10 protein-coding genes are annotated in these 14,335 nt (G+C 44.8%); 5 read left to right on the forward strand and 5 right to left on the reverse strand.

Annotation, left to right across the window (positions count from 1 at the left end; genetic code table 11):
* The first annotated feature begins 183 nt into the window (after window positions 1-183).
* Window positions 184-1,605: a serine-type D-Ala-D-Ala carboxypeptidase gene (gene dacB / locus R7P36_RS08875; RefSeq protein WP_213899268.1), complete on the forward strand. Its 1,422-nt coding sequence runs from the start codon at window positions 184-186 to the stop codon at window positions 1,603-1,605.
* Here the strand turns inward: dacB and R7P36_RS08880 are convergent.
* Window positions 1,584-2,429 (reverse strand): magnesium transporter, encoded by an 846-nt coding sequence (locus R7P36_RS08880; RefSeq protein ID WP_213899267.1) that lies wholly within the window; start codon window positions 2,427-2,429, stop codon window positions 1,584-1,586. The two genes, dacB and R7P36_RS08880, sit on opposite strands and share 22 nt — an antisense overlap.
* A 418-nt stretch (window positions 2,430-2,847) precedes the next feature.
* A complete protein-coding gene (gene tyrS / locus R7P36_RS08885; protein WP_017820416.1) occupies window positions 2,848-4,035 on the reverse strand; it encodes a tyrosine--tRNA ligase in 1,188 nt (395 codons plus the stop codon).
* Window positions 4,036-4,165: 130 nt separating this feature from the next.
* Between tyrS and R7P36_RS08890 the strand changes: the two genes are divergently transcribed.
* Window positions 4,166-5,458, forward strand: a complete 1,293-nt coding sequence (locus tag R7P36_RS08890) for a peptidoglycan DD-metalloendopeptidase family protein (protein ID WP_033905576.1) — start codon at window positions 4,166-4,168, stop codon at window positions 5,456-5,458.
* 65 nt (window positions 5,459-5,523) lie between these two features.
* Here the strand turns inward: R7P36_RS08890 and vmeK are convergent, their stop codons facing one another.
* The 3 genes from vmeK to erpA form a co-directional block, all read right to left on the reverse strand.
* Entirely contained in the window at window positions 5,524-8,628 is a 3,105-nt protein-coding gene (gene vmeK, locus R7P36_RS08895; RefSeq protein ID WP_017820415.1) for a multidrug efflux RND transporter permease subunit VmeK, read from the reverse strand.
* Between the two features lie 9 nt (window positions 8,629-8,637).
* The gene (locus R7P36_RS08900; RefSeq protein WP_213899266.1) at window positions 8,638-9,753 is read right to left on the reverse strand and encodes an efflux RND transporter periplasmic adaptor subunit; all 1,116 of its coding nucleotides are present in this window, start codon (window positions 9,751-9,753) and stop codon (window positions 8,638-8,640) included.
* 105 nt (window positions 9,754-9,858) lie between these two features.
* The gene (erpA, locus tag R7P36_RS08905) at window positions 9,859-10,200 is read right to left on the reverse strand and encodes an iron-sulfur cluster insertion protein ErpA (protein ID WP_005380031.1); all 342 of its coding nucleotides are present in this window, start codon (window positions 10,198-10,200) and stop codon (window positions 9,859-9,861) included.
* A 246-nt stretch (window positions 10,201-10,446) separates the two neighbouring features.
* Between erpA and hemL the strand changes: the two genes are divergently transcribed.
* The 3 genes from hemL (at window position 10,447) to rsmC (ending at window position 14,275) form a co-directional block, all read left to right on the forward strand.
* Window positions 10,447-11,742 (forward strand): glutamate-1-semialdehyde 2,1-aminomutase, encoded by a 1,296-nt coding sequence (gene hemL, locus R7P36_RS08910; protein WP_053304106.1) that lies wholly within the window; start codon window positions 10,447-10,449, stop codon window positions 11,740-11,742.
* A gap of 345 nt (window positions 11,743-12,087) precedes the next feature.
* Window positions 12,088-13,173: an AI-2E family transporter gene (locus tag R7P36_RS08915; protein ID WP_031779035.1), complete on the forward strand. Its 1,086-nt coding sequence runs from the start codon at window positions 12,088-12,090 to the stop codon at window positions 13,171-13,173.
* Window positions 13,174-13,249: 76 nt separating this feature from the next.
* A complete protein-coding gene (gene rsmC, locus R7P36_RS08920; RefSeq protein ID WP_213899265.1) occupies window positions 13,250-14,275 on the forward strand; it encodes a 16S rRNA (guanine(1207)-N(2))-methyltransferase RsmC in 1,026 nt (341 codons plus the stop codon).
* Window positions 14,276-14,335 lie beyond the last annotated feature (60 nt).

Genomic DNA, 14,335 nt, shown 5'->3' on the forward strand with positions numbered 1-14,335 from the left:
CGGTCTTTGACTAGAATATCGAATGCCCGCTTTAAGCGGGCATTTTTTATACTTCATTTTAAGCAGCGCGCCTTTCTCTCGTGTCTCATTCATGAAGACATTTGAAGCATTTCTTTAGTTACCTAGCATATTGAAAGGACTTGCGTATACTCAATCACATAACTTACCTTAGAAAGTATCATTATGCGTTTACGTTGGCCCTTGCTCATATTCTCTTCATTACTTTCTGCTTTTTCACAAGCGTACCCTCATCAAGAGGTGTTGCCTGAAGGCGCCCGCATCAGTTTAGTTGCGGAAAAACTCAGTGAAAATGCTGAGCTTGACGGTGTTCATCCTACCGAACAACTGTTCCCACCAGCGAGTACATTAAAAATCGTCACCGCATTAGCCGCAAAGCTAGAACTGGGTGATAACTTCCGGTTTCGAACCAAGCTGGAAACGTCGAACTCAGATACAGTGATTTACTTTGTCGGCGACCCAACACTCCAAACCAACGACTTAAAATCACTTCTCACTCTAGCTAAGAAAAATGGCTTAAAACGGATTAACGGTGACCTATGGCTCGATAACAGCGCATTCACTGGTTATAACCGTGCGGTGGGCTGGCCGTGGGATATCTTGGGAGTTTGCTACAGCGCTCCGGCATCGACCATCACACTCAATAACAACTGTGTACAAGCCTCTATCTATACACAAAAAGATGGTGGAACGCGGGTCTACGTACCAGAGCATCAACCTATTCGTGTCACAAGTACCGTAGAAACAGTTTCTAAAACCATTAAGAAAAGTCGTCATTGTGACTTAGGTTTAGTTGCAAATCCCGATAACAACTACAAGCTAACAGGGTGCTTGGTTGAAAGAGACAAACCATTGCCACTGAAATTTGCGGTTCAAGACCCTGAGCGTTACACCAGTCAAAGGTTGGCGGCTTTGCTCAAGGAGCTCAACATTGGGGTATCGGGAAAGATTAGGGTCGGTACGGCGCCAGAAAAGCAGCGAAAGCTCATCGCAATGCATCAATCAAAAGCCTTACCAGACATTCTCGAAGATATGCTCAAAAACTCTGACAACTTAATTGCCGACACATTAACCAAAACACTTGGTGCTAAATTTTTCGTTCAGCCAGGCAGTTTTACTAACGGTACAGAAGCGATCAAGCAGATCATTTTCGCCAACACTGGTATTGATATTCGTAATGCGCGCCTAGAAGACGGCTCAGGACTTTCGCGAAATAACCGGATCTCAGCGACCAAGATGGCTGAAATGTTGCGCTATATTTGGAAGTATGAAAACGAACTCAAATTGATTGCCATCATGCCGAAATCAGGTGAATCCGGCACATTAAAGTACCGACAAAGTATGCGAAAACTTCCAATTAAAGGACAGCTGATCGCGAAAAGTGGCTCTATCTACGGGACTTACAATATGGCTGGATATGGCTTGGATAAAAATGGTCAACCTAACACCATTTTTGTTCAGTTTGTTTCAGACTACTTCCCAGAAAAAAGGGACGACAACACACCTGTCATCGCCCCGATTACACATTTTGAGCAGCTTTTTTACAATGACATTGTGAACTTTAGTCAGGAAATAACTAAGAAATAGTTCACCACGTTAAAGTAAATCCACATTCCTGAAATATCAACGATAGACGCAAGAACTGGACTCACCAATACGGCTGGGTCCAACTTGCAAGCTCGTGCAATAATTGGCAACAGCCCGCCCAATGTTGTAGAAATGGTGACTTGAATGAACAGCGCAACTGCTATTGCCAGTGCGATATCGGTCAGTTCAAAGCCTCCTGTTGATTGTCCTGCACTAAATAACATAATGCGTCCAATCATCACGATAGCGATTGCTAGCGCAATAAATAGAGCGACTCGGCTCTCTTTCCACAAAACTTCTAACCATTGGCGTTTTTTTAACTCTCCAGTAGCAAGAGCACGAATCACCAAAGTTGCTGCTTGTGTTCCTGTGTTACCACCAGCAGCTGCAATCACTGGCATGTACACTGCAAGTAAAACAAGCTGACTAAGGGTGTCCTCATACTGAGCGATGATCAAGCCTGACACTATCCCTAAAAGAGCCAGCGCAATGATCCATCCAATACGCTGTTTTACATGCCCTAAAACACTAGTTGATAAATAACCATCGGGTGTATCAACTTCAGACATATGCAGACCCAGTTGGTGAGCATAATGACGTGCGCGTTTGTCATGACCTGCTTGCTCAAGTTGAGCAATAAGACTATTCACATAGCCGACAGAGCAATGCTGTAAAATACCTACAGCCTCATCAATCGGCATAACCGTAAGCAAATGGACTTGTTGCTCTTGCTCGTACTGCAAGAATGCATTGCGAGCTGCACCAATTTCTACTTCAGAAAAGTTTGGTGTTGTTTCAATAAAAGTGTTGTTCATTACCGTCATGGCGAATCTCCCGATTGGCATTGGTAACGACCATCGACAAAGCATGAAAAGCCACTCTTGCACGCTAAAAGTCAGACAACAATTAAGATGCACAGAGAAAACCAATGCGAATGCACTGTCTATTCAGAATGTATGAAGGAAATAACGAGAAGAAAATTAGAAAAGATGCCTCACCACTTAGGTAAGGCGGAGATCGCCAATACCGAAGCGGGTTATTTCGCTCCCTTAATCTTACTCACCCAACGACTGGGAGGATGGTCGGTATTGTTCATGTAAATCTCCGATAGCGCTGCCATTATTGGCAGCGCAAGTATAGTAGCAAAGTTCATCAGGTATGGAAGTTTTACTTTGCCGTTTTTGCTAAATTTTCATACAAAAAAAGCGCCCTTCGGACGCTTTCATTTGCAGTCATTATGAATTACTGAATAGTAATACGAGCAAATTTACGTTTGCCTACTTGGAACACGTAAGTACCCGCTTCTGGAGCAAATTTGCTGTCCGCAATTTTTTCACCATCAATCTTCACAGCGCCCTGCTTAACCATGCGCATCGCATCTGACGATGATGGACATAAGCCTGCTTCTTTCAACAGATTACTCACTGGGCGACCTGCGTCAAAGTCAAACTCTGGCATTTCATCAGGAATTTGGTTCTTCGCAAAACGGTTTACGAATTCTTGCTCTGCTGCATCGGCATCGGCTTCACTGTGGAAACGAGCAATAATTTCTTTTGCTAGCAATACTTTGATGTCACGAGGGTTTTTGCCCGCTTCTACATCAGCTTTGAATTGAGCAATCTCTTCCAGAGGACGGAAAGAGAGCAGCTCGTAGTAGCTCCACATTAGGTCATCAGAAATAGACATGATTTTACCAAACATTTCGCTTGGCGCTTCGCTGATACCGATGTAGTTGTTTGCTGACTTAGACATCTTCTTCTCGCCATCAAGGCCCACTAGAAGCGGCATCATCAGTACAACCTGAGGTTTTTGACCGTGAGACTTTTGCAGTTCACGACCCATTAGAAGGTTGAACTTCTGGTCTGTACCACCTAATTCAACATCCGTTTCCATTGCTACTGAGTCCCAACCTTGTAGAAGTGGGTACATGAACTCATGAATAGCAATTGGCTGACCACCCGCGTAACGCTTTTTAAAGTCGTCACGCTCTAGCATACGAGCAACGGTTTGGTTTGCCGCAAGGCGAATCATACCTTCTGCGCCTAGTTCAGACAGCCACTCAGAGTTAAACTGAATTTTAGTCTTTGCAGGATCGAGAATTTTGAACACTTGCTCTTTGTACGTTTCAGCGTTACGCAATACGTCTTCACGACTTAGCGGTGGACGAGTAGTGTTTTTACCTGTTGGGTCACCAACCATTGCAGTGAAGTCACCGATTAGGAACGTCACTTCATGACCTAGTTCTTGGAACAAGCGAAGCTTATTGAAAATAACCGTATGGCCTAGGTGAATGTCAGGTGCTGTTGGATCAGCGCCCAATTTAATACGTAGAGGACGGTCTTCTTTTAGTTTTGCGATTAGCTCTTCTTCTGGAATCAGCTCTTCAACACCGCGCTTAATCTCGGCTAGTGCAGCTTCAATGCTCGCCATTCTTGTTCACTCCCACAGATTTGGCAAAAATATAATAGCTGAACATATTACTTGAATAGCGATGCATTTTGAAACACGTTAGACTAGGTAGTTGTCACTTTTTCCGTTTAATTTAGCAATCAAGTACCTCATGCATTCGATTTTTGTCCGACTTCCACTCTTGCACAAAGTATTGATCGGTTTTTTTAGTGCGTTGATTATCTTCGCGCTCTTCTTTTTACCTGATCCGCAAGACCTAGACCCGCAGCAGAGCCGATTAAAAGTTGGTCAACATTATCCTGTGCCAGTTTCCCTCGAACTCAGTGCACTAAATAGTTCATCGCCTGCGGTTCCTGCCGTGCTGCGCTGGGAAACATACAAAGTAAAAAATGGCGAGAGTGCTGCCATCTTATTTAGTCGCGTAGGACTTTCTGCTCGTCTATTACATGAACTGGTCTCATCAGACAAAGAAGTGGAAAAACAGTTAACTCGGCTTCGACCTGGTGACCGATTGCAATTTGGTTTTGACGAAAATAACGACTTGGTGCAGCTAAGAAGAACACTAAGCGCATTCGAGACTTTTCGTATCACATTAAAAGACGGCAAGTACGTTTCTGAAGTTGATAAGAAAGAAGTCGACTTCCAGTACAACTACGCAGAAGCCACCATCAAATCAAACTTTTGGAATGCAGGAATATCTTCTGGATTAAATGGTAACCAAATCATGGAACTGGCTGGCATATTTGGTTGGGACATCGATTTTGCTTTAGATATTCGTAAAAACGACAGCTTCCGAGTACTTTACCAAGAGGAAGTGGTAGAAGGTGAAGTAATCGGCCGTGGAAAAATCATTGCTGCGATCTTTAAAAACCAAGGCGATACCTTTACCGCAATATTGGATCAGAAAAGTGGCAAGTATTACGACGAAAATGGGCGTGCAATGAAAAAAGCATTCTTACGCGCGCCGTTGGATTTCCGTCGAGTTTCATCTAATTTCAACCCACGCCGCTTACATCCAGTAACGGGACGCGTTCGCCCTCATAGAGGCACGGACTATGCGGCACCAGTGGGCACCCCGATTTGGGCGGCTGGTGATGGCGTCGTTCAAAAATCGTCTTACAACAAATTTAATGGTAACTACGTTTTCATTAAACATAGTAATACTTACATTACCAAGTACCTGCACTTAACCAAACGTACAGTGCGAGCTGGTCAACGCGTTAAGCAAGGTCAAACCATTGGTACGCTTGGCGGAACTGGCCGTGTAACAGGCCCCCACTTGCACTATGAGTTCCTTGTGAATGGTGTCCATAAAAACCCACGCACGGTGAATTTGCCACAATCTAAATCCCTGACAGGCAAAGCGAGACAAACTTTCATGGCAAACGCGAAAGTTAGCATGGACAAGCTTGAACGCTACAGCAAACTGTTAGCAATGAAGTAAGGCAAGGTATTGAAAAGGGCAGCTTCGCTGCCCTTTTTGTTTTGTCGATATCATCACGATAAAGCTTACTGTTCAGAGTGATGCTCTCTCCCGAGCATAAGCAAACACGGTGTCAGAACTAACGTTAGCAAAGTCGCAAATGCCAAACCACCCGCGACAGCGGTCGCAAGCTGAGACCACCATTGAGTGCTTGGTGCGCCAAACTCCACTTTCTGATTAACTAAGTCGATGTTCATTTCTAACACCATTGGCAATAAGCCTAATATGGTGGTCACCGTCGTGAGTAAAACGGGTCTTAAACGCTGCACCCCCGTACGCAAAATAGCCTCAGATTTTTCTAAGCCACGTTTACGCATCTGATTATAAGTATCGATTAAAACAATATTGTTGTTTACCACGATACCAGCCAACGCAATCACTCCAATTCCCGACATAATGATGCCAAATGGCTTTTGGAAAATAAGTAACCCAGCGAAGACACCAACGGTAGAAAACAGCACTGCACTAAGGATTAAGAAAGCTTGATAAAAGCTATTAAACTGCGTAATTAAAATCAAAGCCATCACACCAAGCGCGACAATAAAAGCATTTTGCAAGAATGCTGATGAGTTTTCCTGCTCTTCATTTTGACCCCGAATCTTATATTCAATGCCTTCTGGTAAGTCGAGCTGTTCCATTCCAGCGGCAATCTTAGGTAACTCAAGCGCCAAATTGTAACCTTCCACCATATCCGCTTTAATATTGATAACTCGATGACCGTCGACCCGACGAATAGTGTCTTGCTTATGATCTGGTTTGATTTGAGCAAAATTCGTAATCGGAACCAGACCAGCTGCCGTTTTCACTCTCAGTTGATCAAATCGACCTATGTCGCGCTTATCTTGCGGATAGCGCACCAAAATATCGACTTCTTCATCCGCATCATCGGGCAAATAATCGCCTATTTTCAAGCCGTTCGTAACAAACTGGACGGTATTCCCGACTAAAGTAGCATCCGCTGCAAAGCGAGAGGCGTCATCTCGCTGGATATCAATTTGCCAATCAATCCCTTCCTTATTAGTGGTATCACTCAAGTTGGTCAGTGCAGGATTACCATCAGCCCAATGTCGTACTTTTTTGGCTGCTTCATCTAACGCACTAACACTCAAATTTCGTGATGACACTTCAATCACGAGATCATGCTCGACAGGCGGTCCTGCGTCCGGGAATTTATACTCAAGTTCAACACCATAAAAGCGGTCTGTCGTCTCTTTTAGTTCCTCAATAATGGTTTTCACTTTGCGTCGATACTGCCAATCCACAGGCGTTATTTGAATCTGGCCAATCTCGTCCCCATTATCGCTCGATCCTGTGCGCGTGTAGACACTTTCAAACTCGTCATGACCGAGCATCACCTTCTCGATTTCGCGCATAACAACATCTTTTTCGTGAATAGACAGGTCACCATAAGAACGAACTTTAACGGTAAAAAAGGCAGGGTCCACCTCAGGGAAAAACTCTGCACCCAAGCCAGCTTTGTTGTAAGTGAAGCCGACACCTGCCGCTAGCAGTATCGCGCTGAGTAAGACTTTCCATGGATGACGAATCGCTACCGACAGAGTCTGGTAATAAAGCTTGGTAATGCCTGTCGCTTTTTCAAAGTTGCCGTTATGCAGCTCCACCATTTCTCGCTGAGCTTTCTGATTGACTACTTGAGGCTTGCCAATGATCCCACCGATGACAGGAACGAACAATAAAGCCATCATCAGCGAAGCGGCCAAGGTAGCAATTAAAGTAAGTGGTAAGTACTTCATGAACTCACCAGTGATGTCTGGCCAGAAAAGTAACGGAGCAAACGCAGCCAATGTGGTTGCTGTGGATGCGGTAATAGGCCAGGCCATTCGCTTTGCTGCATCTCGATAGGCTTCTTTACGTGGCGTTCCTTCTTGCATGCGCCGATCTGCAAACTCTGTCACCACAATGGCACCATCCACCAACATGCCTACCGCCATAATTAAAGCAAACAGTACGACGATATTGACCGTCAGCCCAAATACCGATAACACCAACAACCCAGTCAAGAACGATCCTGGAATAGAAATCCCCACGAGAAGCGCGGTCCTAACCCCCAATATGGCAATAATGACGATAACTACGAGGATAATTGCGGATAAGATATTGTTTTGTAGATCACTGAGCATCAATTTGACATCGTCGGATTGATCCCAAGTATATTTAACTTGCAAATTGTCGGGCCACTCGGCGCGCTTCTGTCCCAGAGCCAGTACTTCTTTTACCAGCTCAACCGTTTCAATGATGTTTTCCCCTGCCCGTTTTTTTACGTCCAAAACGATGGCAGATTCGCCATCTAAACGAGCAAAACTTTCAGGATCGCGAAATGCACGTCGTACTGTCGCCACATCGCCAAAAGTGATCACCTCTTTGCCATTCACCTTGATCGGTAGTTCAAGCACATCTTTCAGTGAATCAAAAACCGATGGGACTTTTACCGAAAAGCGTCCATACCCAGTATCGACAAACCCCGCAGCCACAACTCGGTTATTCAAGGCAATTAAATTATAGATGTCCGCTTGATCGAGACCGTAGCTTTCCATCAATAGCGGATCGACAACTATCTCCACGATGTCTTCGCGATCTCCTGCGATTTCAACCTCAAGAACCTGACGGAAACTTTCCAAACGATCACGTAACGTTCTGGCAATCTGAACAATGGTTCGCTCTGGTACGGTGCCATAGAGCACAACGGTCAAAACAGGCTCTTCAGATGCAAACGTGACTTCGTTTACCGTCGGCTCATCACTGTCCTCTGGTAACTTTGGCTTCGCAAGATCAACCGCATCACGCACATCTGCCATCGCTTTATCAAGATCCACTCCGACACTAAATTCCAGCGTCACCGAAGCATGACCTTCTGATGCCACAGAGGTCATCTCTTTTACGCCTTCAATAGAGCGCAACTCTTGCTCTATTGGGCGAACCAATAAACGCTCGGCATCGACAGGAGAAATGCCTTGATGTCCAACAGAAACATAAATAATCGGAATGGTAATATCAGGGCTCGATTCCTTGGGGATTGTGACGTAAGTAATGACACCAGCAATTAATATCATCACCAACAATGTCAGCATAGTGCGAGCGCGAGATAACGCAGCATCAATCAGAGTGTACATAAGTGCTCCTTACTGCTCACTAGCCGCTTCAACAACTACGTCATCAACTTTATTGGCCAGTACTTGATCACCATCTCGCACAAAACCTTGTCCCAGCACGATAATGTCTGCACGCTCTCCTAACCCAGAGAGCCACACACCATCATCCTCGGCCTTAACGAGTTGAATTGGAACAAACTCAACATACTCATTACGCAGTGTCTTGACACCTAAGTTACCTTCTTCATCTAGTGCTAACATGGCAGCCGTAATCTTTACTGCCAACACTTCACTCAAAGGCAGCTGTACTTCTGCGCTCATACCGGCAGGAATTCTTGCGTCTTGATTATCAATTTCGATTTCAATTGGAAATGTATTAGTAGAAGCAGAAGAAACACGTCCAATGTAGCGCACACGACCTTGATGATGCTGTTGGTTAATGGTTCTTACGTCGGCTTCTAGGCCTTCCTTAAGGTATTGTATATGCCGTTCACTGACATCGGCTTCAATCACTAAAGTATCCAAATCAATGACCGTCGCAATAGGATCGCCAATCCCGACAAAATCACCTAACTCAACAAAGTGGTGATCTACGATGCCATCAAATGGCGCTTTAACCTCAGTATTTCTTAAAGCCGTTTGCACGTTACTCAAATTCGCACGTGCATCTACCAACGCTGCTTGCGCTGTCGCAAATGCAACCTCACCTTGCAGTCCACGACTTTTTAGCGATTTAGCTGCATTAAACTCTTTCTCTTTAACCAACAGCATCGCCTGGGCCCGTTTAAGTTGAATGCCAAGGTCGCGCTTATCGATGTTTGCGATCACTTGTCCCTGTTTGACCGCTTGGCCTTTCTTTATGTTAAGACTGACTATTTTACCGGCAACTTCGGCGCCAAGACGCGCTTGACGATTGGGCGCTGTTCGTCCATACAATTCAATGGTTTTACTGGTAGGTTCGGCAAGAAAAGTATCAAACATCACCTTTGCAAGTGGTGTCGTGTTCGTGGATGTTGAAGAGTTAGGATGATCATCTTGTGCTTTGAGTTGGCCGATGGTTAGCCATGCAATAAGAAGTAAGACGAGGATAAGAGATACTAGCCAAGGGCGCTCGACAATTCGGCGTCCAAAAGAAAGTCCAGACATATAAAGTCCTTTTTATTATTTCTCTGCATATCTGCGAGCGTGCGCTTTACGTGACATCCTTCTACATAAAGCACAGGCAGCCATTAGCTGCCTGTTAGGTGTTAATTACACACTGAACGATGCACCACAACCACATGTTGTCGTTGCATTGGGGTTATTTACGAAGAAGCGCGCTCCTTCCAACCCTTCTGTGTAGTCAACAATACCGCCTACGAGATATTGCAGACTCATAGGGTCTACAACCAGTGTTACACCACTGTTTACGATTGTCGTATCGCCTTCGTTTACATTTTCATCAAAAGTAAAGCCGTATTGGAAGCCGCTGCAGCCGCCGCCAGTAATGTATACGCGCAGTTTCAATGCTGGGTTTTCTTCTTCAGCAATCAATGCTTTAACGCGAGATGCTGCTGCGTCAGAAAAAGATAATGGTACGTTTACTTCGCTCACGAAGACCTCTCTCACTCGTGTAATGCGTCAAGCCTGAAGCAAGACGTCAAATTTGTGCTAATTAAGACGATTATCCAATACCTGACAAACTCGTTCAAGTATTCGCCGCCGATTCTTTATAACAGATGCGGATATATAAGATTACACTGCGAAACAACACATAAATTAAGCAAAACGTTTCTAACTTGATTATAGCTAGGTACAATGCGCTCCACTTGGTCCGAGCAATCAAAAGAGGATAACCCCATGACCAAATCATCAGAGCTGTATCAAAAAGCTCAGCAAACCATCCCTGGCGGTGTCAATTCACCAGTTCGTGCATTCAACGGCGTTGGCGGTTCTCCGCTATTTATCGAACGAGCAGACGGTCCACTGATTTTTGATGCCGATGGTAAAGCGTATATTGATTACGTTGGCTCTTGGGGTCCAATGATTCTTGGCCACAACCACGCAGTTATCCGCGAAGCAGTAATTGATGCAGCGCAACGCGGTCTTAGCTTCGGTGCGCCAACAGAACTTGAAATCGCGATGGCAGAATTAGTTTCTGAGCTTGTTCCATCAATGGAGCAAATCCGCATGGTAAGTTCTGGTACTGAAGCTACGATGAGCGCGATTCGCCTTGCACGTGGCTTCACCGGTCGCGACAAGATCATGAAATTTGAAGGTTGTTACCACGGCCATGCTGACAGCTTGCTAGTAAAAGCAGGTTCTGGTGCACTAACTCTAGGCCAACCAAGCTCTCCTGGCGTTCCTGCAGATTTTGCTAAGCACACGCTAACAGCAACATTCAACGACCTAGATTCTGTACGCGAGCTATTTGCTGCTAACAAAGGCGAAATTGCTTGTATCATCGTTGAGCCAGTAGCAGGCAACATGAACTGTATTCCACCAGTGGAAGGCTTCCACGAAGGGCTACGTGACATCTGTGATCAAGAAGGCGCGCTACTAATTTTTGATGAAGTAATGACAGGCTTCCGTGTTGCTCTAGGCGGCGCGCAAGCACACTACAACATCAAACCCGACCTAACGACACTGGGTAAAGTGATTGGTGGCGGTATGCCAGTAGGTGCTTTCGGTGGCCGTAAAGAAGTGATGCAATACGTTGCACCTACAGGCCCAGTTTACCAAGCTGGTACCCTTTCCGGTAACCCTGTCGCAATGGCAGCAGGCTACGCATGTTTGAACCTTCTAAAAGAAGAAGGCAACGAAAAGCGCCTAGCTTCTAAAACGAAACAACTTGCTGAAGGTTTTAAGTCTCTAGCAGAAAAACACGGTATTCCGCTAGTTGTTAACCAAGTGGGCGGTATGTTCGGCTTCTTCTTCACTGACCAAGAAAAAGTAACTTGCTACGAAGACGTAACGAAGTGCGATATAGAACGCTTCAAGCGTTTCTTCCACTTAATGCTAAAACACGGTGTCTACCTTGCGCCATCTGCGTTTGAAGCGAGCTTTACTTCACTCGCTCATGGTTCAAAAGAGATTGATGCCACACTAGAAGCGGCTGACCGCTGTTTTGCTGTTCTTGCAGAAGAAGCGAAGTAATCGCTAAAAACGGCGATAACGCATTTAGAAAAGGACCGTAACGGTCCTTTTTTATTGCCAATTCAAAATAACCAATATCGCTAATACCCCAACGACAATGCCAAACCACGGTATTCGCTTAGCTTTTTTCTCAGTTTGACACTTTTTATCACCGTTGCAACAACCCATAGCTCATCTCTTGATTGATAACCGACTGATTTGTAGTCATTATAGCAAGGTACATCGCCCTGCTCTAATTCGGCATTGTCATAAGCTTGAAAGAGTTAAGAGTGCAAAGTAATAAAGGTTACACGCCATCATTGAAGGCATAAACCGTAAACGTCACCTGTAAGTTGGACTAATACCATGCCAAATAATGTAAAAATAACGTCGAGTCACCGAGTACTAATGGTTGCTTTACTCGCCGCTGCTTTTGCTTGCTACTTATTGGTTGAGCCATATATCAATTCAATTGTGATGGCTTTTATCATTTCTTTGCTCATGTTTCCGATACACGAATGGTTTGAGCAGAAAATTCCCAAGCACCCCAATATGGCGGCACTGCTGTCATGTGTCGTCTTGACGTTTATTATTGTTATCCCGCTTTTATTTGTGTTTGCCGCCATTGTTCAGCAAGGCTCTGTTTTCTCACAAAATACATATAATTGGGTTACCAATGGTGGTATCCAAGATATATTCCAACATCCTTTCGTTATCAAAGGCTTAGCGATTGTTAATGAGTACTTACCTTTTGATAAAATCGAGCCCAAAGCCATCGCTGAGAAAATTGGGCAATTTGCCACATCGTTTGGCTCTAACTTAGTCGCTATCAGCGCAAAGATTTTAGGAGACGCAACCAACTTCCTAATGAACTTCTTCCTGATGCTGTTTGTGCTGTTTTTTCTGCTTCGTGACCACGACAAAATTATCTCTGCGATTCGTCATATCCTGCCACTCTCACGTAGCCAAGAAGACCGCATATTGACAGAGATAGAGCAAGTTTCTAAATCAGCCGTAATGGGCTCATTCATGACAGCGATTGCTCAAGGTTTGGCTGGCGGTATCGGTATGTGGCTCGCCGGTTTCCCTGGGTTATTTTGGGGAACAATGATGGGCTTTGCATCATTCATTCCAGTGGTAGGAACCGCGCTAATCTGGATTCCTGCAGCAGCGTACTTGTTCTTAACAGGCGATATGACTTGGGCTATCTTCTTGACGGTGTGGAGTGTAGTTATCGTTGGCTCTATAGATAACCTATTACGTCCGTTGCTAATGCAAGGCAGCGCCGGCATGAATACCCTTATGATTTTCTTCTCATTACTGGGTGGTCTGCATCTGTTTGGTTTGATTGGTCTTATCTACGGCCCACTTATTTTTGCCGTGACCATGGTACTGTTTAATATCTACGAGGAAGAATTCAAAGACTTCCTTAACCAACAAGACAACAGCTAGTCACCGCTTAATCACTTCAAGCTTGGGGCAGATTGTGCGAAAATCTGCCCCAAATTATTTCTGATGAACCAAATTTATGTCTGCTTATATCGCTCCTAGCCAAATAGCTCAGCGCCAACTTGAATACTTCAACGGAAAACACGTTTTAGTCGCTGGTGAAGTTGAAGACCTATTTCCTCTTGAGTTAGTGGCTCATTGTGAGTCTGTTGAAGTGTTTACTTCCAACTATAGCTACTACCGCCAAATTCAAACCTCTGACAAAGTGAAAAGTCATTTTGGCTCTGTGTTTGATGCCGAAACAAAAGCAGACATGGTCCTTTTATACTGGCCAAAAGCAAAAGCCGAAGCAGAATACTTGCTGGCGATGTTGATGGCGAAACTGGGCATTAACACCGAAATCGTCATCGTTGGTGAAAACCGCTCCGGCATCAAGAGCATCGAGAAGATGTTCCAAGAATACGGCCCTGTGAACAAGTACGACTCTGCTCGTCGCTGCTCATTTTACTGGGGTAATTGCCTCAATGAACCAAAACCTTTCAACCAAGCAGATTGGTTTAAGTCTTACACTGTTACGCTCGGTGAGCAGTCGCTAGCGGTTAAGAGCCTACCTGGCGTATTCAGCCATGGCGAGTTCGACTTAGGTAGCCGATTGCTGCTTGAAACCTTACCTAAGCTGTCGGGCAAAGTGCTCGACTTTGGTTGTGGTGCAGGTGTACTCGGTGCGTTTATGTCGAAAGCGAATCCAGAGATCGCGATTGAGATGTGTGACATTAATGCTTATGCGATCACTTCTAGCCAAGCCACATTAGAAGCGAATGGTTTATCCGGACGCGTATTTGCATCAGATATATACTCGGATACCGCAAAAGACTACCGCTTTATCGTCAGCAACCCGCCATTCCACAGTGGTTTAGACACAAATTACAACGCAGCGGAAACCTTGTTGGGTCAGGCACCACAATATCTAACCAAAGACGGCGAAATGGTGATTGTCGCGAATAGCTTCTTAAAATACCCACCAATTATCGAGCGGGCGTTTAATAATTGCGAGACGCTAAATAAGACCAATAAATTTTCTATCTACTACGCGAAAAAATCATAACTTCCCCCCGCGCAGGCACAAACCTGCGCGATTTTTTCTCATAAATTCAACACTCATAAG

The sequence above is a fragment of the Vibrio sp. 397 genome, assembly GCF_033339395.1.
GTDB classification, from domain to species: Bacteria; Pseudomonadota; Gammaproteobacteria; order Enterobacterales; family Vibrionaceae; genus Vibrio; species Vibrio alginolyticus.